The following is a 21,159-nucleotide window of genomic DNA, read 5'->3' on the forward strand; positions in this document are numbered from 1 at the left end:
ACGAAAAGTTTCGTAGGCGCAATGCATTGCTCGACGACGAGGAGAACGCCATGACCACCCACCGCAGCCTCCGCCCCGCGCCCGCCGGCGCGCACCGGGGCCCCTTCTCCCCCCGCTCGCTGTCCCGCATCGCGCTCGTGGGCGCCGCGGCCCTGACCCTGGCCGGGTGCAGCGCCGGGGCCCAGCCCGGCGGCGGGGGCGGCGAGGGCGGCGCCAGCGCCTGGACGCTGACCGGCGGCGCCGAGGAGACGTTCCGCAGCTCCTTCCAGGCGTGGAACGACGCCAACGGCGACAGCCCGATCACCGCCGAGTACTTCGCGAACGACGCCTTCAAGGAGAAGATCCGCACCAGCGTCGGCTCCGGCAACGCGCCGACCCTGATCTACAACTGGGGCGGCGACACCCTGGAGAGCTACGTCGAGAACGGCAGCGTGGTGGAGCTGACCGGGGAGATCCCCGAGATGGAGGAGCGCGCCCTCGACTCCGTGCTGGAGACCGGCAAGGTGGACGGGAAGCTCTACGCCGTCCCGAACAACAACACCCAGCCCGTCATCCTGTACTACAACACCAAGCTCTTCGAGGAGGCCGGCGTCGAGGTCCCCACCACGTGGGCGGAGATGCTGGACGCCGTGGAGGCCTTCAAGGCCGAGGGCGTCACGCCGATCTCCGTGGCCGGCTCCAGCCAGTGGCCATACCTGATGTGGATCCAGTACCTCACCGACCGGATCGGCGGGCCCGAGGTGTTCCAGGCCGTCGTGGACGGCGAGGAGGACGCGTGGTCGCACCCGGCGATCACCCAGGCCCTGGAGAAGATCCAGGAGCTCGTCGAGGCCGGCGGCTTCGGCGACGCCTACGGATCCGTGGTGGCCGACGCGGGCGCCGACGTGGCGCTCGTGCACACCGACCAGGCGGCCATGATGCTGCACGGCAGCTGGGTCTACTCCAGCTTCCTCACCGACGCCCCAGAGTGGACCGCCGAGGGCAACCTGGGCTACACCACGTTCCCCGAGATCGAGGGCGGACAGGGCGACCCGCAGAACATCGTGGGCAACCCGGCGAACTTCTGGGCCGTGTCCGCGGACGCGTCCGAGGAGGAGCAGGCCACGGCCCTCGAGTACCTCGACGACATGAACCTCGACGACGCCGCGGTCGACACGCTCTTCGACGCCGGGCTGATCCCCGCCGTGGACGGCGTGGAGGACAGGATCGCCGAGACCGAGCACCCGGAGTACCTCGACTTCGCCTACTCGATGGTCCAGGACGCGCCGAACTTCCAGCTCTCCTGGGACCAGGCGCTCCCGGCCGACCAGGGACAGGCCCTGCTGACCAACCTCAGCCAGGTCTTCGCCGGCGAGATGAGCCCCGAGGAGTTCCAGACCGCGATGAACGGGACGCTCTGATGCTCGTGCGCTCCTCCACCCGGCGGAGGGCCCGGGCGGGCGCCGGCCCCAGCAACTGGATGCTGGCGCCCGCCCTGGTCTTCTTCGGCATCTTCGCGATCGGTCCGCTGCTGGGCGTCCTGGTGCTGTCCTTCATGGAGTGGGACGGCCTGGGCACCCCGCAGTGGACCGGGGGCGAGAACTGGGTGTCCGTGCTCGAGAACCCGGTCTCGCGGCAGGCGATGGTGCTGACGGTCCAGCTCACGCTGCTGAGCTACGCCGTGCAGTTCCCGCTGAGCCTGCTGCTCGGCGTGTTCATGGCCGGCCGCCAGCGGTACCGGGAGTTCCTCTCCGTCCTGTACTTCCTGCCGATGCTCTTCTCGGCCGCGGCGATCGGCATCGCCTTCAAGGCCCTGCTCGACCCGAACTTCGGGCTGTCGCGGGCGTTCGACGCGGCGCTGCTGCGGCAGGACTGGCTGGGTGACGGGAGCCTGGCGTTCTACGTCGTCGTCGTCGTCATCTCGTGGTCCTTCATCCCCTTCCACTCGCTGCTCTACCAGGCGGGGGTGCGGCAGATCCCGCGGACCATGTACGAGGCCGCCACCATCGACGGCGCGGGCACGGTGCGGCAGTTCTTCTCGATCACGCTGCCGCAGCTGAAGTACACCATCGTGACGTCCTCCACGCTGATGCTGGTCGGCTCCCTGACCTACTTCGACCTCGTCTTCGCCCTCACCGGGGGCGGGCCCGGCACCGCGACCCGGATCCTGCCCCTGGACATGTACCTGACCGGATTCCGCAGCAACCAGATGGGCGAGGCCAGTGTCCTGGCGGTCATTCTCGTCGCCGTGGGGCTCACCCTCGCCCTCGGCCTGCAACGGCTCACCGGGGCCGAAAAGATGGAGAGCCAGGCGGAAGGTGCGTAGTCCCATGAGCACACGAACCACGGACACCCCTCCCGTGCGCACGCGGCCCGGGGGCGCGCCCCGCCCGGACGCCCGGCCGACGGCCGCCCGTCCCGCCCGCCGGCGCCGGGGGCTCCCGAACATCCCGGCGGCCGTCGGCGGCTGGCTGTGGTTGGGCGCGATCATCATCCCGATCTACTACATCGCGATCACGAGCCTGAAGCCCCGCGAGGACTACTACTCCACGAACCCGCTGCTGCCCTCGTCCCCGACGTTCGCGCCGTACGCCACGGTCCTGCAGAACCAGTTCGTCCAGTACTTCCTCAACAGCGTGGTCGTGGTCGTGTTCACGGTGGCCGGGATCGTCTTCCTGTCCCTGCTCGCGTCCTACGTGATCGTGCGCAGCCGGAGCGGGCTGGCCGTGTTCTCGAACCGGCTGTTCCTGCTGGGCATCGCCATCCCGATCCAGGCGACGATCATCCCGATCTACCTGATCATCGTCCAGCTCGGCCTCTACGACACCCTGGCCGCCCTGATCCTGCCCGGGATCGCGTCCGGGATCCCGATCACGGTCCTGATCCTGACGAACTTCATGCGGGACATCCCCAACGAGCTCTACGAGTCCATGACCCTCGACGGCGCCGGCGACTGGAAGGTCTTCCGCACGCTCGTGCTGCCGCTGAGCCTGCCCGCCATCACCACCGTGGGCGTCTACAACGCCCTCAACAGCTGGAACAACTTCCTGTTCCCGCTGATCCTCACGCAGAGCTCCGCGAAGCGCACGCTGCCCCTGTCCCTGTGGACCTACCAGGGGGAGTTCCAGGCCGACATCCCCGCCGTCCTGGCCGCCGTCGTCCTCTCGGCGCTGCCGATCCTCGTCCTCTACGTCTTCGGGCGCCGGCACCTCGTCGCCGGGCTCACAGCCGGCTTCGGCAAGTGACGCGCCCACCGAGCAGAAAGAACACCCCCATGACAGCACCCTGGAAAGACCCCGCCCGCCCCGTCGCCGAACGCGTCGACGCCCTGCTGCAGGAGCTGAGCCTCGAGGAGAAGGCCGGTCAGCTCGGCAGCTACTGGCTGCGCCCCGACCCGGAGGAGGCCACGGGCGGCGCGGCCCCCATGGAGTCCGCCTTCGCCGACGACCGCTCGACCTTCGAGGCCGCGATCGCGCACGGTCTCGGCCACATCACCCGGGCCTTCGGCAGCGCGCCGATCTCGGCCGCGGACGGGGTGGAGCACCTGCGCACCCTGCAGCGCCAGGTCGTGGAGACCTCCCGGCTCGGGATCCCGGCCATCGCCCACGAGGAGTGCCTCACCGGGTTCACCACCCTGGGGGCCACCTGCTACCCGGCCGCGATCGCCTGGGGCGCCGCCTTCGACCCCGAGCTGGTCCGCACCATGGCCCGGCACATCGGCGCCGACATGAAGGGCGTGGGCGTCCACCTCGGCCTCTCCCCCGTGCTCGACGTCGTCCGCGACTACCGCTGGGGCCGCGTCGAGGAGACCGTCGGCGAGGACCCCTACCTCGTGGGCACCCTGACCACCGAGTACGTCCGGGGGCTGCAGGAGGCCGGCGTGATCGCCACCCTGAAGCACTTCGCGGGCTACTCCACCTCCCGCGCCGGGCGCAACCACGCCCCCGTCTCGATCGGACCGCGCGAGTTCCGCGACGTCGTCCTCGTGCCCTTCGAGATGGCCGTCAAGCTCGGGCAGGCCGGCGCGGTGATGAACTCCTACGCGGACGTCGACGGCGTCCCGCCCGTCGCCGACCCCGAGCTGCTCACCACCCTCCTGCGGGAGACCTGGGGCTTCGAGGGCACGGTCGTCTCCGACTACTGGGCCGTGAGCTTCCTGGAGTCCATGCACCACGTCGCCGCGGACCCCCGCGACGCCGGCGTCCAGTCGCTCGCGGCCGGGATGGACGTGGAGCTGCCCGAGACCGGCTGCTTCGCGGACCTCGCCGGCGCCGTGCGCGACGGCGCGCTCGACGAGTCCCTGCTCGACCGCGCGGTGCGGCGGGTGCTGACGCAGAAGGTCGAGCTCGGGCTGCTGGATCCGGGCTTCGACCCCGGCACCGCGGGCGGGGCCGTCGACCTCGACTCCCCGGCGAACCGCCGGCTCGCCCGGCGCATGGCCGAGGAGTCCGTCGTCCTGCTCAAGAACGAGGGCGTCCTGCCGCTGGCCCGCGACACCGCCCGGAAGGTCGCGGTCATCGGCCCCAGCGCCGGGCAGCCCCGCGCGTTCCTCGGCTGCTACAGCTTCACCAACCACGTCCTGTCCCGCTTCGGGGAGTCCGGCACCGGCATCGAGATCACCTCGATCGTCGACGCCCTCGCCGAGGAGTTCGCGGACGGGGGGACCACCTTCCGGCACGCCCGCGGCGTCGACTTCACCGACCCCGACACCAGCGGCATCGCCGAGGCCGTGGCCGCGGCCGAGGAGGCCGACCTCGCGGTCGTCACCGTGGGCGACCTCGCCGGGCTCTTCGGCACGGGCACCTCCGGCGAGGGCTGCGACGTCGTGGACCTGTCCCTGCCCGGCCGGCAGGCCGAGCTCGTCGAGGCCGTGCTCGCCACGGGCACCCCGGTGGTCCTCGTGCTCGTGACGGGCCGCCCCTACAGCCTCGGCGCGTTCGACGACCGCTGCGCGGCCGTGGTGCAGGCCTTCATGCCCGGCGAGGAGGGCGGGCACGCCGTCGCCGGAGTGCTCTCCGGGCGGGTGAACCCCTCCGGGCGGCTGCCCGTGGGGATCCCCCGGCACGTGGGCGGGCAGCCCGGCACCTACCTGACCCCCGCCCTGGGCGGATACTCGGAGGGCGTCTCCAACCTGGACCCTCGGCCGCTGTACCCGTTCGGCCACGGCATCGGCTACTCGAGCTTCTCCTACGACGCGCTCGAGCTGTCCGCGGCCGAGATCGGCACCGACGGCACCGTGGAGGCCGCGGTCACCGTGACCAACACCTCCGGCCGGGCCGGCCAGGAGGTCGTCCAGCTGTACCTGAGCGACCCCGTCGCCCAGGTCGTCCGGCCGCTGAAGATGCTCGTCGGCTTCGCCAAGATCGCGCTGGAGGCCGGGCAGAGCGCCCGCGTGGTCTTCTCCGTCCACGCCGACCGCACCTCGTTCACGGGCCGGGCCGTGCGCCTGATCGTGGAGCCGGGCGAGTTCGTCCTGCGCGCCGGCACCTCCAGCGAGGACCTGCCCCTCGAGGGCCGGTTCACGGTCACCGGCACGGTCCGGGACGTGGAGGACGCCGACCGCGTCCTCACGACCCCCGTCGAGGTCCGCGTCGCCGACCGCGCGCTCGCCGCGTCCGCCGACGCCTCCTGAGCCCGGGGCGCGGGCCGCCGTGCGGCCCGCGCCCCGTCCCACCCGTCCCCGCGAATCCCCCACCCCCCGATGAAGGAAGCCCCGACATGAGCAGACGAGCCCCCCTCCTCCGCGCCGGAGCGGCCACCGCCGTCGCCGCCCTGTGCCTCACCGCGGTCCCCCAGGCCGCGAGCGCCGCCCCGGAGACCCGGCCCCCCGGCCTGGCGAAGCAGGACACCCTGCGCTGGAACACCCCGAAGGACTTCCGCATCGGCAGCGCCGTGGCCGGCGGAGGCCACCACACCAGCGCCGACTACCCGGAGCCCTTCCCCTCCGACCCCGAGTACCGCTCCGTCCTGGCGCGGGAGTTCAGCTCCCTGACCCCCGAGAACCAGATGAAGTGGGAGTTCATCCACCCCGAGGAGGGGGTCTACGAGTTCGGCCCCGCGGACGACATCGTCGACTTCGCCGAGGCCAACGGGCAGGTCGTGCGCGGCCACACCCTGTTCTGGCACAGCCAGAACCCCGACTGGCTCGAGGAAGGCGACTACACCCCCGACGAGCTGCGCGCCATCCTCAAGGAGCACATCCACACGGTGGTCGGCCACTACGAGGGCCGCATCCAGCAGTGGGAGGTCGCCAACGAGATCTTCGACGACAGCGGGAACCTGCGCCTGCAGGAGAACATCTGGCTGCGGGAGCTGGGCCCGGAGATCATCGCCGACATCTTCCGCTGGGCCCACGAGGCCGACCCGAACGCCCAGCTGTTCTTCAACGACTACAACGTGGAGGGCATCAACGCGAAGTCCGATGCCTACTACGCGCTGATCCAGGACCTGCTCGCGCAGGGCGTGCCGGTCCACGGCTTCGGGATGCAGACCCACCTCGGCCTCCAGTACGGCTTCGACGGGCGCATGCAGCAGAACCTCCAGCGCTTCGACGACCTGGGGCTGGAGACGGCCGTCACCGAGATCGACGTCCGCGGACCGGTCGACGGGAACGACCGGATGACCGACGAGCTGCGCCGGAAGCAGGCCGACTGGTACCGCACGGCCCTCGAGGCGTGCCTGGCCGTGGAGGACTGCAACTCCTTCACCGTGTGGGGCGTGCTCGACGAGCACTCCTGGGTGCCGAACACCTTCCCCGGCTACGGGGACGCCCTGACCATGGAGGGCGACTACGAGCGCAAGCCGGCCTACGACGCCCTCCAGGAGGCCCTGGTCCGCTCGCAGCCCGGCGGCGACGCGAAGTGGGAGCACCACCCCGCGTTCCGCTGAGCCGGTCGCCCGGCCCCGGCCGGAGCGCGACGGGGCCCGCTCGTGCGAGCGGGCCCCGTCGTCGTCCCCGGACGGGGGCGGGTCAGCGCCGGTCGATCCAGCGGGCCGGCGAGTCGTGGATGGCCTCGAGGGCCGTGGCGGCCGCGCCGGTCAGGGCGGGATGGGCGTCCGCGGCGGAGCGCTGGATCTCGACGGGCCCCACCTCCGCCGTGAGCGCGTGCGCCTCCAGGACCTCGCGCAGCACGGGCTCCAGCTCCGGGGCGATCGGGGCGAAGTACCCGGAGAGCACGACCGTCGACAGGTCCAGGACGTTCATCGAGTTCGCGAGCACCACGCCCAGGGGGCGCCCGATCATCTCCATGACCGCTTCCCGGCTCTGCAGCCGCTCGGCCGTGGCCGCCACGAGGTCCTCGATCCGGACGTCCTCCGGCAGGCCGGTCCGGCCCCGCAGCGCGTGGTAGCTGACGTAGGCCTCGAGGCAGCCGCGCCGCCCGCACCGGCACAGCTCCCCGCCGGGGGTGATCGTGACGTGGCCCAGTTCCCCCGCCCAGCCGTGCTCACCGCGGTGGATGCGCCCCTCCAGGACCACGGCGCCGCCGATGCCGGTCTGGCCGTGCAGGAAGAGGAAGGACGCGCCGGGCCGGTGCAGGACCTCGGTGCGCGCGGCGAGCATGCTGTCGTTGCCGGCGGTGAGCGCCGGGCCCCGGAACGCCGGGTGCTCCCGGAGCCGCTCGACCAGCGGGACGTCCTGCCAGGCGAGGTTGGGGGCGGAGAGCACGGTGGCACGATCCGTGGAGAGCCGCCCGGGGACCGAGACGCAGATCCCGGCCACGGGCACGTCCCGGCGCGGCGCCAGGGCGGTGTCCAGCAGACCGGCCAGCACGGAGGCGACCTCGTCCACGGACGCCCCGGCGAAGGCCCCGAACCGGGACTCCTCGTGCAGGACGCGGCCGCCGAGATCCGTGACGAGGCACGCGAGATGGTCGGCGGCGATCTCCAGGCCCACGCCCAGCACGGTCCCCCGGGCCACGGTCAGGGGGATCGTCGGCCGCCCGGACACCCGCGCGGCCGTCTGCCGGCCCTCGACGAGCAGGCCCGCCTCGAGCAGCTCCTGCACCAGTTTGGACACGGTGGGCTTCGTGAGCCCGGTGAGCTTGGCGAGCGCGGCGCGCGAGACCGGCGCGTCCGCCCCGGCGACGGCGCGCAGCACGGTGGAGAGGTTGTGCTCCCGCAGGTGGCTCGACTGCACGGACGGCTCTCCTCTGGTGCCGAGGGGACCGGGTCCGGCGCGGATCCCGGCCGACCGGGCGGCAGAAAATCCGCCGGCGGTCTTCCCCCACGGTATCCCAGCTTCTATAGTAAGTAACGGAAACTAACCAACTGGAAAAGGACCTCCGATGCCCACCGCCTCCCCCGCGACCTCCCTCGCCTCGTCACTCACCCCGTCACCCGCGGACAAGTTCTCCTTCGGCCTGTGGACCGTGGGCTGGGCTGCCCGCGACCAGTTCGGCACCGCCTCCCGGCCCGAGCTCGACCCCCTCGAGTCCGTGCGCAGGCTCCAGGAACTCGGCGCCTGGGGCTTCACCTTCCACGACAACGACCTGATTCCCTTCGACGCCACCGAGGCCCAGCGCGAGAAGCTGATCGGGCAGCTGAAGCAGACCATGGACGAGACCGGCATGGTCTGCGAGATGGTCACCACGGACACCTTCGCGGAGCCGATCTTCAAGGACGGCGCGTTCACGTCCAACGACCGGCGGGTCCGGCGCTACGGCCTGCGCAAGGTGCTCCGCAACGTGGACCTCGCCGCCGAGCTCGGCGCCACGACCTTCGTGATGTGGGGCGGGCGCGAGGGCACCGAGTACGACTCCTCCAAGGACCTCTACGCCGCCCTGGACCGCTACGCCGAGGGCATCGACACCGTGGCCGGGTACATCAAGTCCCAGGGCTACGACATGCGCATCGGCCTCGAGCCGAAGCCCAACGAGCCCCGCGGCAACATCTTCCTGCCGACCATCGGGCACGCCCTCGCGTTCATCGACCGGCTCGAGAACGGGGACGTCGTGGGCGTGAACCCGGAGACCGGGCACGAGCAGATGGCCACGCTGAACTACACGCACGGCCTCGCCGAGGCGCTGTGGTGCGAGAAGCTGTTCCACATCGACCTCAACGGGCAGAACGGCCCGATGTACGACCAGGACCTGGTGTTCGGCCACGGCAACCTGATCAGCGCCTTCTTCACGGTGGACCTGCTGGAGAACGGGTTCCCGTCCCTGCCGGGCGCCTACCAGGGGGCCCGGCACTTCGACTACAAGCCCTCCCGCACCGAGCACCTCGACGGCGTCTGGGACTCGGCCGCGGCGAACATGCGGATGTACCTGCTGCTGAAGGAGCGGGCGGTGGCCTTCCGCCAGGACCCCGACGTCCAGGAGGCCATGGAGCAGTCCGGCATCCTCGAGCTCGGCGAGCCGACCCTCGCCGAGGGCGAGGACCTCGAGGCGTTCCTCGCCGACCGCAGCGCCTACGAGGACCTCGACCTGACGGACCCGTCGGAGCGCAACTACGGCTTCGTGCGCCTGCACCAGCTCGCCGTCGAGCACCTCATGGGCGCCCGGGGCTGAGACACCCGGGGCCGGCACCCACCCCCCCCTCCGGGGTGCCGGCCCCGTCCCGGCCGGGTCCGGCGCACATCCCCCCCTGCGCCGGGCCGGGCACTGCGCGTCCCGTCCCGCGGCGCCCTCGCCGCTCCGTCCCGACCCCGCACCGAGGTTCTTCATGGCACGCACCACCGTCCTGGGCATCGACTCCTCCACCCAGTCCACCAAGGCGCTCCTCGTCGACGCCTGCACCGGCGAGGTCCTCGCGCAGCGCCGCGCCCCCCACCCGGACGGGACCGAGGTGGACCCCCGGGCCTGGCTCGCCGCGCTCGACGACGCCGCCGGGCCCTTCCTCGCGGAGGCCGCCGCGGTCTCCGTCGGGGGCCAGCAGCACGGGATGGTCGCCCTCGACGAGCACGACGCCGTGGTGCGCGACGCCCTGCTGTGGAACGACACCCGCTCGGCGCCGCAGGCCCGCCGGCTCGTCGAGGAGATGGGCGGTGCGGCCGCCTGCGCCGAGGAGCTCGGCAGCGTGCTGGTCGCGTCCATGACGTCCACCAAGCTGCGCTGGATGGCGGAGCACGAGCCGGAGCACGCCGCCCGCACCCACCGGGTGCTGCTGCCCCACGACTACCTGTCCCACCACCTCGACGCCGACCGGTCGTCCTTCTTCACCGACCGCGGCGACGCCTCCGGGACCGGCTACTTCTCCACGCGCACCGGCGCCTGGGACCACGCCCTCGTGGAGCAGGCGCTCGGCCACGACCTCGAGCTCCCGCAGGTGGCCGCCGCCCCGAACGCGGTCATGGGCCGCACGGCCGCGGGGGCGGTGCTCGCGGCCGGCACGGGCGACAACATGGCCGCCGCGCTGGGCGTCACGCTCGGCCCCGGCGACGTGTCCCTGTCGATCGGCACCTCCGGGGTCGCGGCCATGGTCTCGGAGACCCGCACCGCGGACCCCAGCGGGCTGGTGACCGGCTTCGCCGACGCCACCGGCCGCTACCTGCCCATGGCCACGACCCTCAACGCCGCCCGGATCCTGGAGTTCGGGGCCCGGGTGCTGGGCGTCGACCACGCGGGCCTCGCCGAGCTCGCCCTCGCGGGCCGTCCCGGGGCGGGCGGCGTCACCCTGCTCCCCTACCTCGACGGGGAGCGCACGCCCGACCGGCCCGAGGCCCGCGCCACCCTGCACGGGATGTCCTCGCGCACCGGCCGGGAGGACATCGCCCGGGCCTGCGTGGAGGGCCTGCTCTGCTCCCTCGCCGACGGCGTGGCCGCGCTCGAGCGGGCCACCGGCACCGCTGCGGAGCGGATCCTCCTGATCGGCGGCGGCGCGCAGTCCGAGGCGGTGCGCCGGCTCGCCCCGGCCGTGCTCGGCCGTCCCGTGCTCGTCCCCGCCCCGGCGGAGTACGTGGCCCTCGGCGCCGCCCGGCAGGCCGCCTGGGCCCTCTCGGGCGAGGACGAGCCCCCGGCCTGGGCGCTCGCCGGCGCCCGGCAGTACGAGGCGGAGCCGACGCCCGGGGTCCTGGAGGCCTACCGCACGCTGCGCGACCGGACCGCCGGCTGGTCCCGGCCCCCGGCCGGCGCCCACCCCCAGCGGTGAGACCGGCCCGCGGTCCGGCGGGGCGCCGCCCGACGGGCGGGAGACCACCGTCCGCACCCCGGCCGCCCCGGTCGGTCTGAGCCCGCGGGCGCTCGACCTCGGCGCCGCGGTCCGGACCCGCACCGCCCGGCCGGGCCGGTCAGCCCAGCGCCTCCTCCAGCGCGGCCAGCACCTCGGACGCGCTCCCGGCGTCGAGGAGGGCCCGCCGGCAGGACTCCCCGGCCAGGGCCTCGGAGAGCTCGGCCAGCAGCTCCAGGTGCTCCTCCCCGGAGCGCTCCTCCGGGAGGGAGATCAGGAAGACCAGGTGGACCGGTTCGCCGTCCAGCGCGTTCCACTCCACGCCGTCCCGGCTGCGGGCGAACGCGATCATCGGCCGCTCGGCACCGGCGGACTTGGCGTGCGGCAGGGCCACGCCGTTGCCCACCCCGGTGGACCCCTCCTCCTCCCGGGCCAGGGCCGCCGCGACGGTGCTGTCGGCGTCGTACGCCCGCCCCGTGTGCGCGCCGAGCTCGGCGAGCTGCCGGATGACGCCGTCCCGGTCCGCCCCGTGGACGTCCAGGAGCACGGTCGACTCGCTCAGGTGGTCCAGGACGGAGCCGGAGCGCCCCGGGGAGTCGTCCTCGGCGCGGGAGGTCCTGTCGCTCATGTGCTGTCCCATCGGTGGAGGTGGACGGGCGGCGCGGTCCCACCGCGCTGCCCGCGGCACCGCTGCGCCCTCGTGCGGGCCAACCTACGGCGGCCGGGCCCCGGCGTCCACCGATCCGCGCGGATTCCGATCCCGACGGCAAATATTGTTGAACAATCCTGGGGGACAGGGCATGCTGGAGGGACCGACGTGACAAGGAGCACAGCATGCCCCCCTCCGACATCGACCTCAACGCGGACTGCGGCGAGTCGCTCAGCGCCTGGGCCATGGCCGGCGACGAGGCCGTCCTGCACGTGGTCACCAGCGCCAACGTGGCCTGCGGCTTCCACGCGGGGGATCCGACGGTCGCCCGCCGGACCTGCACCGTGGCCGCCGAGCAGGGCGTGGCCGTGGGCGCGCAGGTCTCCTACGACGACCTCAAGGGCTTCGGCCGCCGCTTCATCGCCGTGCCCCGGGCGGAGCTGACCGACCAGCTGGTGTACCAGATCGGCGCCCTCCAGGCCCTGGCCCGCGCCTCGGGCACCGGGGTGAGCTACGTCAAGCCGCACGGCGCCCTGTACAACGCGATCGTCCACCACGAGGAGCACGCAGGAGCGGTGGTGGACGCCGTGCGCGACGTCGACGACGCCCTGCCCCTGCTGGTGCTGCCCGGCTCCGAGATCGAGCGCCAGGCGCGGGCGGCCGGGCTGCGCACGGTCCGCGAGGCCTTCGCCGACCGCGGCTACACGCCGCAGGCCACGCTCGTGCCCCGCACCGAGGCCGGCGCCGTCCTGCACGACGCCGACGAGATCGCCGCCCGCGTGGTGCGGATGGCCGTCGAGGGCGTGGTCGAGGCCGTCGACGGCTCCCTCGTGGCGGTGGACGCCCAGAGCATCTGCGTGCACGGGGACACCCCCGGGGCGCTGGCCATCGCCGAGCGCGTGCGCCGCGCCCTCGAGGAGGCCGGTCTGCGGGTCGGGAGCTTCCTGTGAGCGGGCCGGCCCCCGCGGGGCTCCGCCGGGTCCGGCCGCTCGGCCCGCGGGCGGCGCTGGTCGAGTGCGCCGACCTGCACGACGCCGTGGCGGTGCACGCCCGGCTCGCCGCCGCGGACCTGCCCGGGCTCGTGGACTGCGTGGCCGGCGCGGAGACCGTGGTGGTGCGCACGAGCACCACTGATGCGCTGCGGGGAGTCGTCCGCGCCGCCCGCGCCGTCCCCCGCGGGAGCGCCGGGGGCGGCGGGGCCCGCACCGTGACCATCGACGTCGTCTACGACGGCGAGGACCTCGAGGCGGTCGGCGAGCTCACGGGCCTCGGCGCGGACGGGGTGGTCCGGTTCCACACCGGGCAGGCGTGGACGGCCGCCTTCGCCGGCTTCGCGCCCGGCTTCTTCTACTGCGTGGGCGAGGACGGTCCCGACGTCCCGCGCCGGGGCACGCCGCGCACCGCCGTCCCCGCCGGCTCGGTGGCCCTGGCCGGCCGGTTCTCCGCCGTCTATCCCCGCAGCTCCCCCGGCGGCTGGCAGCTCATCGGCCGCTCCGCGGCCCGGATGTTCGACCTCGACCGCGAGGACCCCGCGCTGCTGCGCCCCGGGGACCGGGTGCGCTACCGGCCCGTGCGCGAGCTCGTGGAGGTCGCCGCGACCGCAGCCCGGACCGCCCCGGTGCGGGGGCCCCACCTGACGGTCGGCGCCCCCGGGCTGCAGACCCTCGTCCAGGACGGCGGCCGGGCGGGCTCCGCCGCGCTGGGCGTGTCCCCCTCGGGCGCGCTCGACGCCGCCGCCGCCGGGTCGGCCAACCGGCTCGTGGGCAACGGCCCGGGGGCGGCGGTGCTGGAGCACCTGCTCGGCGGGCTCGAGCTGACCGCCCACGGGGAGCACGTCCTGGCGGTCACCGGCGCGCGGGCAGCGCTGACGGTCACGGGCCCGGCCCCGTGGCGGCCCCTGCCCGGCACCCCCTTCGCCCTGCGCGACGGCGAACGGCTGGCCGTCGGCACCGTGACGGCCGGGGCGCGGGTCTACGTGGGCGTCCGCGGCGGGATCGCGGTCCCGCCGGTGCTGGGCAGCCGCTCCGCGGACACGCTCGCGGGGCTGGGCCCGGCCCCCCTGGCCGCCGGCGACGCCCTGCCGGTCGGACCGGAGCCGGGCACCGCCGTCCGGCCTCCCGAGCCGGCGCCCGCCCCGGCCGCGGTGCCCACGGTCCGCGTGGTCCCGGGCCCCCGCGACGACTGGTTCACCCCCGCCGCCGTAACCTCCTTCTTCGCGCAGGAGTGGGAGCTGACCGCGTCCTCCGACCGCGTGGGCGCCCGGCTCTCCGGCGAGCCGCTGGAGCGGGTGCGCACGGACGAGCTGCCCAGCGAGGGGACCGTGCCCGGCTGCGTCCAGGTCCCGCCCGCGGGCCTGCCGGTCGTCCTGCTGCAGGACGCGCCCACCACCGGCGGCTACCCCGTGCTCGGGGTGGTGCACCCGGAGGACCTCGCCGTGCTCGCCCAGCTGCGCCCCGGCGGGCGCCTGCGCTTCACCCGGCTGCCGGCGCCCGATCTCGGCCCGCCGCCCGCGAAGGACCCCGGGCCCGCCACCGCGCAGGCCGAACCCGACAGCACCGCCATCAGCACGTCCACCGACATGTCCACCGACACCTCCCGGGAGTAGCACCGTGCGCAAGATCCTGATCGCCAACCGCGGGGAGATCGCCGTCCGCGTCGTCCACGCCTGCGCCGAGGCCGGCCTCGAGTCCGTGGCCGTCTACGCCGACCCCGACGCCGACGCCCCGCACGTCCTCCTGGCCGACGAGGCGTACGCCCTGGAGGGCACCTCGGCCGCCGAGACCTACCTGGACGGGGACGAGGTGCTCGCGATCGCACGCCGGTGCGGCGCCGACGCCGTGCACCCGGGCTACGGGTTCCTCTCCGAGAACGCCGGGTTCGCCCGGGCGGTGATCGAGGCCGGCCTCACCTGGATCGGCCCCTCCCCCGAGACGATCGTGCTGCTGGGGGACAAGGTCGCCGCCCGCGAGATCGCCCGGCGCGCGGGCGCCCCGCTCGTGCCGGGCAGCGACGGCCCGGTCGAGTCGCCGGAGGACGCCCGGGCCTTCGCGCAGGAGCACGGCCTGCCGGTGATCGTGAAGGCCGCCCACGGCGGCGGGGGCCGCGGCATGCGCGTGGTCCGGGAGCTCGACGAGGTCGAGGACGCCTTCCGCTCGGCCGCCCGCGAGGCGCAGAGCGCGTTCGGCCGCGGCGAGTGCTTCGTGGAGCGCTTCCTGGACCGCCCGCGGCACGTGGAGGCGCAGGTCGTGGCCGACTCCCACGGCCACGTCGTCGTGCTCGGGACCCGGGACTGCTCCCTGCAGCGCCGCCACCAGAAGCTCGTCGAGGAGGCCCCCGCGCCGTTCCTCTCGGACGACCAGCGCGAGCGGATCGCGGCCGCCGCCGAGGGCATCTTCCGGGAGGCCGGGTACGTGGGGGTGGGCACCGCCGAGTTCCTCGTGGCCCCGGACGGGCTGATCTCCTTCCTGGAGGTCAACACCCGGCTGCAGGTGGAGCACCCGATCACCGAGGAGGTCTACGGCGTGGACCTGGTCCGCGCCCAGCTGACCGTGGCCGCCGGGGACCCGCTGCCCGTGCTCGAGACCCCGGTCCCGCGCGGGCACGCGTTCGAGTTCCGGATCAACGCCGAGGACCCCGGCCGCGGCTTCCTGCCCTCCGGGGGCACGGTCGAGGCCGTCGACACCCCGACCGGCCCGGGTGTGCGCGTGGACTCCGGGGTGCACCGCGGCACCCGGGTGGCCACGACCTTCGACTCGCTGCTGCTCAAGCTCGTGGTCAGCGCGCCCACCCGCGAGCAGGCGCTCGTGCGGGCCCGCACCGCCCTGCGCGAGCTGCGGGTGCACGGCGTGGCCACCACGGTCCCGTTCCACCGCGCCGTGCTGGACGCCCCCGCCTTCGCCGGGGGCGAGGGGCTCGGGGTGTGGACCACGTGGATCGAGGACGAGTTCGCCGGCCGGCTCGCCCCGGACGCCGAGTACGCCCGCGCGGACGAGCCGGGCCGCACCCGCTTCACGGTGGACGTGGACGGGCGGCGCGTGAGCATCGGGATCCCCGACGCCCTCGCCGCGGCCCTGGGCTCCGCCCCCGCGGCGTCGGAGGCCGCCCCCGCGGGGGCGGCCTCCGACGACGGCGCCGTCACCGCGCCCTTCGCGGGCACGCTCGTCTCGTGGCTGGTGGCCGAGCAGGACGACGTCGAGGCGGGCCAGGACGTCGCCGTGCTGGAGGCCATGAAGACCGAGACCCGGGTGTCCGCGCCGCGGGCCGGCACGGTCCGGGAGCTCGCGGTGGGACCGGGGGACGCGGTGACCGCCGACCAGGTGCTGGCCCGCCTCTCCTGACCGGGCTCCGTCCCCGGGGCGCCCGGACCTCCCCGGGGGCTCACTCGGGGAGCAGCTCCTCGAGGGGCGGGGCCTCCTCGATGAGTCCGTGCTGGACGGCGAGGTCCGCGAGCTCCTGCACGGACTGCCGGTTCACCTCGGTGGGGTAGGCGGGCAGGACGAGCTGGTCGATCAGCTCCTCGTCGAGCTGCGTGTAGCTGGGCAGCACGGCCCGGACCTCGTCGGGGTTGTCCTGCGCGAACTGCAGCGACTTCTCGATGGCGGCCCGGAACGCCTCGACGGTCTCGGGCTCCTGGGCCAGCACGTCCTCGGTGGTGAAGTACACGGCCACCGTCAGGTCCTCGATCGGGAACGCGTAGTTGGAGACCGCCGAGCGCGCCCCGTCCTGCATGGCGATGGTCCGGAACGGCTCGATCGAGCCGATCGCGTCCACCTCGCCCCGCTCCAGGGCCGCCGGCATGTCGGGGAGCGGGACCTCGACGAACTCGACGTCCCCGGGGTCCCCGCCCTGCGCCTCGATGGCCGCGCGGATGGTGGTGTCGCTGATGTTGTTCAGGGTGTTCACCCCGACGGTCCTGCCCTGCAGGTCCGCGGCGTCCTGGATGTCGCTGTCCTCGCGCACCAGGACGTCGGCGAAGTCCTCGCCCTGGACCCCGGTGGAGTTGTTGGCGTTGGCGATGATCTGCAGCGGCAGCCCCTGGGACCGGGCGACGATCAGCGACGTCACGTTGCTGAAGCCGAAGTCCATCTCCCCGCTGACCACGGACGGGACGATGGCCGCACCGCCCTGGGCCTGGGTGATGTCGAGCTCCAGGCCCTCCTCCTCGAAGAAGCCCTGCTCGATCCCGAGGTAGAGGGGTGCCACGTCGGTGCTCGCGATGACGCCCACGCCGACCCTGGTCAGCTCGCCGTCCCCGGCCGCTCCGCCGCCGGACTCCCCTCCCCCGCACGCGGTCACCGTCAGGACGGCCGCCGTGGCGAGTGCTGCACCGGTCTTCTGCATCGAAGCCTCCAGGGAGTGGGTCGGACGTCCTGACAGCGTAGAGGACGGCCTGGTCCGCCACCAGGGTGCCGCCGCACGGCCGGGCGCCCCCGGGATGTCAGGATGGGGATCGATGAACACCGTGCAGAACGAGTTCCTGACGACGGCCGTCGCCCAGGCCGGGCCTGCCCCGCAGGGCGAGGCCATCCCGTGGGCGGTGGACGTGCTGCGCCAGGGCGTCGTGGCCGGCCGGCTGCCGCCCGGGACCCGGCTCTCGGAGGCCCGGGTCAGCGAGGCGCTGCGGGTCTCCCGCAACACCCTGCGCGAGGCGTTCACGATCCTGGTCGGGGAGAACCTGCTGGTGCGGGTGCCCAACCGCGGCGTCTCGGTGGCCCGGCCCGGCGCGGACGACGTGCGGGAGATCCACCGGGTGCGGCTCGCGCTGGAGACCTCGGCGCTGCGCTGGTCGGACCCGGTCCCGCAGCCGGGCCTGCACGCCGCCGTCGAGGACGGCCGCGCCGCCCGCGACCGCCGGGACGTCACCGGCATGGCCGACGCGAACCAGCAGTTCCACCGCGGCGTGGTGGAGCTGGCCGGCTCGCCGCGCCAGGATGAGCTGATGTCCCGGACCCTCGCGGAGATGCGACTGGTGTTCTACTCCATGCGCCAGGACCCGTCCTTCCACGCGCCCTGGATCGAGCGCAACGCCCGGATCCTCGAGCTCTTCGAGCAGGGCCGGCGCGAGGAGGCCGCCGTGCAGATGCACGACTACCTGGAGGCCTCCCGGCAGCAGCTGCTGGACGTCCTGGAGGGCCCCGCGCCGGCCGCGCTCAGGGGACCTGGTACTGCCAGTCGGGCAGGTCGGTGACCAGCATGTGGCCCGGGGCGTGGCCGAGGGCGAACGGCACCCCGGACTCGAGCACCGCCGCCTGGGGCGTCACCCCGCAGGCCCAGAACACGGGGACGTGGCCGTCCGGGATCTGCACCGCGTCCCCGTAGTCGGGGGCCCCGAGGTCCCGGATGCCCAGCTCCTGCGGGGCGCCGACGTGCACCGGGGCGCCGTGCACGGCGGGATAGCGGGAGGTGATGCGCACCGCGTCGGCCACCCGGGAGGCGGGGATCGCCCGCATGGACACGACCAGCGGGCCGGACAGCCGCCCGGCGGGCGCGCACGGGACGTTCGTGCGGTACATCGGGACGTTGACGCCCTGGTCGATGTGGGCGATCGGGATCCCGGCCTCCTGCAGGGCCGCCTCGAAGGTGAAGCTGCAGCCGAGGGCGAAGGTCACGAGGTCCTCGCGCCACACGTCGAGCAGGTCGGTGCGGGTGCCCGCCGCCTCTCCGTCCCGGTAGACGGTGTAGAGCGGGACGTCGGTGCGGAGGTCGCCGCCGCCCAGCAGCGGCCCGGTCACCTCGCCGGCCTCGAGCACGCCGAGCACCGGGCACGGCTTGGGGTTGCGCTGGGCGAAGAGCAGGACGTCGAAGGCCCAGTCCGCGGGGACGACGATCAGGTTGGCCTGCGCGAAGCCGTCGCACCAGCCCGACGTGGGCGTGACCAGGCCGCTGCGGAACATCGCCCGGGCGGCGCCCGGGGCCAGGGCGGCCCGGTCCCGCCGGGCCTGCGTGCTGTCCGGTCCCACGGCGATCACGCCCACAGCGCGGCGATGCCGCTGAGGGACTGGTAGCCCAGGAAGATGGTGAGCAGCCACACCACGGTGCCGATCAGCGCGAGCCACTTGGGGTACTCGTAGCCGCCCAGCAGGTCCCGCCGGCGCCAGGCCACCCACAGCAGCACCGCGAAGCCCAGCGGCAGGATGAGCCCGTTGACGGCGCCCGCCACGATGAGCAGCGTGGACGGCGCCTGGCCGAGCAGGGCGAACACGGTGGCCGAGACCAGGATGAAGGCGATGGTCATCAGGTTCCGGGTGCGCGGCTTCGTCCGGGAGGTGGTGAGGAAGGACACCGAGGTGTAGGCGGCGCCGATGACCGAGGAGATGGACGCGGCCCACAGGATGACCCCGAACAGGCGCAGGCCGACCTCCCCGGCGGCGGAGCGGAACGCCTGGGCGGCGAGGTTCTCGCCCGTGAGCTGGGCGCCGCCGGCGACCACCCCGAGGATCGCCAGGAACAGCAGGAAGCGCATGACCCCGGTGAGCACGATGCTCACCACGGAGCTGCGGGAGATCTGCTTGACGCTCTCCACGCCGGTGATCCCGGCGTCGACGATGCGGTGGGCGCCCGCGTAGGTGATGTACCCGCCCACGGTCCCGCCGATGAGGGTCGTGATGATCAGGAAGTCCACGTTCTCGGGCAGCACCACGTTGCGCAGCGCCTCCCCCACCGGGGGCCGCGAGACGAACGCGACGTAGCTCGTCACGAGGATCATGAGCACGCCGAGGGCCACCACGATCCGGTCCAGGGCCACGCCCGCGCGCTTGCTGACGAACACGCCCACCGCGATCAGCGCCGTGATGATGCCTCCCCAGGTGGGGTCGAGGCCGAGCAGCGCGTCGAGGCCGAGCCCGCCGCCGGCGGTGTTGCCGATGTTGAAGACGAGCCCGCCGGTGGCCACGAGCGCGGCGATGAACCAGCCGAGGCCCGGCAGCACGCGGTTGCCGAGCTCGTGCGCCTTGAGCCCGGAGACGCCGATGATCCGCCACACGTTCAGCTGCACCGCGATGTCGACGACGATGGAGATGACGATGGCGAACGCGAAGGCGGCGCCCAGCTGCACGGTGAAGTTCGCGGTCTGGGTGATGAACCCGGGGCCGATGGCACTGGTGGCCATCAGGAAGAGGGCGCCGAGCAGGGCGGAGCGGTTCACGGCCCGCATCGCCGCGGGGCTGCTGACGGCGCCGCGGCCCTCCGGGTCGGGCGGGACGGGGGCGGAGCTGGACATGCGGCCTCCTCGGGACGGGGGCGACCTGCGCCGGGGCACGGCGCCGGCCACCCTGGACGTGGCCGCGGTCACTCTCGTGCCAGTGTAGTGATTGTTGAACAATCTGAACAGGGCCTCCGCCGCTTCTCCGCCTGGACACGCAGTGGCCCCCGGGACAGGCTGGGTCCGGATCCCCGCCCCTCGACGACCGGGAGCAGCGCATGCACGACGACGGGTCCGCGGGTGCCGTGGACGTCCTGCTCCCGGCGCCGGCGTCCCCCGGGTTCCTCCGGGACTTCCTGGCCTCCCAGGCCGTGCCCGGGTGCGACGACCTCGCGGGCGGCGCCCACCGGCGCCCCGTCGTGGTGGACGGAGCGGTCCGCACGGTGACGGTCGACTGGAGGGGCCTCACTCCGGCCGGTCTGCCGGTGCGCGTGGGGCCCGGGGCGGCGGAGACCCTGGAGCCCGTGCTGGAGCGGGTGCGCCGCTGGCTCGGCGAGGGCACGGAGTCCCCCGCGGCGGACCGCGCCCTGGCGGCCGACCCCGTGCTCGCCGCGGACGTGCGCGCCTGGCCCCTGATCCGGCTGCCCGGTGCACCGGACGGCTTCGAGACGGCGGTCCTGACCGTACTGGGGCAGCAGGTCTCCCTCGCCGCGGCCCGCACCTTCGCCGGGCGCCTGGTCCGCCACCACGGCACGCCCGTGACCGGCGGCGCCACCGCCTTCCCGACGGCCCGCCGGATCGCCGGGACGGACCCGGCCCGGCTGCAGCGGGACGTGGGCGTCACCACCCGCCGGGCCGCGACCGTGCACGCGCTCGCCGTGGCGGTCCGCGACGGACTCGTCCTCGACGCCCCGCCGGGACGTGCCGGCGTGCCGGCCGGGGAGGACGCCGCCGTGCTGCGCGAGCGCCTGCTGGCCCTGCCCGGCATCGGCCCGTGGACGGCCGGGTCGATCTCGCTGCGCGTCCTGGGCGACCCCGACGTCTTCCTGCCCCAGGACCTGGTCCTGCGGCGCGCGCTCGGGGCGGCCGGGGCGGCCGCCGCCGCGGCGACCGCGTCCGCCTGGAGCCCCTGGCGCAGCTACGCCGTGATGCGGCTGTGGGCCCGCGCGGCGTTCCCGGACTCGGCCGCCCTGCCCGCCGGCGGGGACCGCGCAGCGCCCGGCGGACCCGGCCCCGGAGGGTCCGGAGGGTCCGGGGCCCGCTGAGCCCGGCCGGCGGCGCGGGC

17 protein-coding genes are annotated in these 21,159 nt (G+C 74.2%); 12 read left to right on the top strand and 5 right to left on the bottom strand.

Going from position 1 to position 21,159, the window contains the following annotated elements:
• Positions 1-50: 50 nt before the first annotated feature.
• The 5 genes from E7Z53_RS01040 to E7Z53_RS01060 all read left to right on the top strand — a co-directional run bounded on the left by E7Z53_RS01040 (position 51) and on the right by E7Z53_RS01060 (position 6,867).
• Entirely contained in the window at positions 51-1,400 is a 1,350-nt protein-coding gene (locus tag E7Z53_RS01040; protein ID WP_242630389.1) for an extracellular solute-binding protein, read from the top strand.
• The gene (locus tag E7Z53_RS01045) at positions 1,400-2,305 is read left to right on the top strand and encodes a carbohydrate ABC transporter permease (RefSeq protein WP_017834650.1); all 906 of its coding nucleotides are present in this window, start codon (positions 1,400-1,402) and stop codon (positions 2,303-2,305) included. The genes E7Z53_RS01040 and E7Z53_RS01045 overlap by 1 nt, the downstream gene beginning before the upstream one ends.
• A 4-nt stretch (positions 2,306-2,309) precedes the next feature.
• Entirely contained in the window at positions 2,310-3,224 is a 915-nt protein-coding gene (locus tag E7Z53_RS01050) for a carbohydrate ABC transporter permease (RefSeq protein WP_176336963.1), read from the top strand.
• A 29-nt stretch (positions 3,225-3,253) separates the two neighbouring features.
• The gene (locus tag E7Z53_RS01055; protein WP_176336964.1) at positions 3,254-5,611 is read left to right on the top strand and encodes a glycoside hydrolase family 3 N-terminal domain-containing protein; all 2,358 of its coding nucleotides are present in this window, start codon (positions 3,254-3,256) and stop codon (positions 5,609-5,611) included.
• A gap of 86 nt (positions 5,612-5,697) precedes the next feature.
• Positions 5,698-6,867 carry an endo-1,4-beta-xylanase gene (locus E7Z53_RS01060; protein ID WP_035923418.1) on the top strand — a complete coding sequence of 390 codons (1,170 nt, stop codon included), beginning with the start codon at positions 5,698-5,700 and terminating at the stop codon, positions 6,865-6,867.
• A gap of 82 nt (positions 6,868-6,949) precedes the next feature.
• Here the strand turns inward: E7Z53_RS01060 and E7Z53_RS01065 are convergent, their stop codons facing one another.
• On the bottom strand, positions 6,950-8,116 hold the full coding sequence (locus E7Z53_RS01065) for an ROK family transcriptional regulator (protein ID WP_176336965.1): 1,167 nt from the start codon (positions 8,114-8,116) through the stop codon (positions 6,950-6,952).
• Positions 8,117-8,264: 148 nt separating this feature from the next.
• Between E7Z53_RS01065 and xylA the strand changes: the two genes are divergently transcribed.
• Positions 8,265-9,488, top strand: a complete 1,224-nt coding sequence (gene xylA / locus E7Z53_RS01070) for a xylose isomerase (protein WP_176336966.1) — start codon at positions 8,265-8,267, stop codon at positions 9,486-9,488.
• 154 nt (positions 9,489-9,642) lie between these two features.
• Positions 9,643-11,067, top strand: a complete 1,425-nt coding sequence (gene xylB, locus E7Z53_RS01075) for a xylulokinase (RefSeq protein WP_176336967.1) — start codon at positions 9,643-9,645, stop codon at positions 11,065-11,067.
• A gap of 139 nt (positions 11,068-11,206) precedes the next feature.
• Here the strand turns inward: xylB and E7Z53_RS01080 are convergent, their stop codons facing one another.
• Positions 11,207-11,713 carry a PTS sugar transporter subunit IIA gene (locus E7Z53_RS01080; RefSeq protein ID WP_017833162.1) on the bottom strand — a complete coding sequence of 169 codons (507 nt, stop codon included), beginning with the start codon at positions 11,711-11,713 and terminating at the stop codon, positions 11,207-11,209.
• A 206-nt stretch (positions 11,714-11,919) separates the two neighbouring features.
• Here E7Z53_RS01080 and E7Z53_RS01085 point away from each other — a divergent pair, with 206 nt between their 5' ends.
• The 3 genes from E7Z53_RS01085 to E7Z53_RS01095 are packed head-to-tail and all read left to right on the top strand — an operon-like array spanning position 11,920 to position 16,071.
• Complete coding sequence (locus E7Z53_RS01085) at positions 11,920-12,684, top strand: LamB/YcsF family protein (RefSeq protein ID WP_035923428.1); 765 nt, start codon at positions 11,920-11,922, stop codon at positions 12,682-12,684.
• A complete protein-coding gene (locus E7Z53_RS01090) occupies positions 12,681-14,339 on the top strand; it encodes a 5-oxoprolinase/urea amidolyase family protein (RefSeq protein WP_176336968.1) in 1,659 nt (552 codons plus the stop codon). The genes E7Z53_RS01085 and E7Z53_RS01090 overlap by 4 nt, the downstream gene beginning before the upstream one ends.
• A gap of 4 nt (positions 14,340-14,343) precedes the next feature.
• Positions 14,344-16,071 carry an acetyl/propionyl/methylcrotonyl-CoA carboxylase subunit alpha gene (locus tag E7Z53_RS01095; RefSeq protein WP_176336969.1) on the top strand — a complete coding sequence of 576 codons (1,728 nt, stop codon included), beginning with the start codon at positions 14,344-14,346 and terminating at the stop codon, positions 16,069-16,071.
• A gap of 40 nt (positions 16,072-16,111) precedes the next feature.
• Here the strand turns inward: E7Z53_RS01095 and E7Z53_RS01100 are convergent, their stop codons facing one another.
• A complete protein-coding gene (locus E7Z53_RS01100; protein WP_017833158.1) occupies positions 16,112-17,074 on the bottom strand; it encodes an ABC transporter substrate-binding protein in 963 nt (320 codons plus the stop codon).
• Between the two features lie 112 nt (positions 17,075-17,186).
• Here E7Z53_RS01100 and E7Z53_RS01105 point away from each other — a divergent pair, with 112 nt between their 5' ends.
• Positions 17,187-17,921, top strand: a complete 735-nt coding sequence (locus tag E7Z53_RS01105; RefSeq protein WP_217905330.1) for a GntR family transcriptional regulator — start codon at positions 17,187-17,189, stop codon at positions 17,919-17,921.
• Here E7Z53_RS01105 and E7Z53_RS01110 read toward each other — a convergent pair.
• Complete coding sequence (locus tag E7Z53_RS01110) at positions 17,884-18,627, bottom strand: putative hydro-lyase (RefSeq protein ID WP_255219395.1); 744 nt, start codon at positions 18,625-18,627, stop codon at positions 17,884-17,886. The genes E7Z53_RS01105 and E7Z53_RS01110 overlap by 38 nt on opposite strands.
• Positions 18,628-18,698: 71 nt before the next feature.
• Positions 18,699-19,952 (bottom strand): NRAMP family divalent metal transporter, encoded by a 1,254-nt coding sequence (locus E7Z53_RS01115; protein WP_017833155.1) that lies wholly within the window; start codon positions 19,950-19,952, stop codon positions 18,699-18,701.
• Positions 19,953-20,152: 200 nt separating this feature from the next.
• On the opposite strand from E7Z53_RS01115, the gene E7Z53_RS01120 reads away from it, so the two are divergent.
• Positions 20,153-21,139: a DNA-3-methyladenine glycosylase family protein gene (locus E7Z53_RS01120; protein WP_176336971.1), complete on the top strand. Its 987-nt coding sequence runs from the start codon at positions 20,153-20,155 to the stop codon at positions 21,137-21,139.
• The last annotated feature ends 20 nt before the right edge of the window (positions 21,140-21,159 follow it).

Origin of the sequence: Kocuria salina (assembly GCF_013368965.1) — a bacterium.
GTDB classification, from domain to species: domain Bacteria; phylum Actinomycetota; class Actinomycetes; order Actinomycetales; family Micrococcaceae; genus Kocuria; species Kocuria rosea.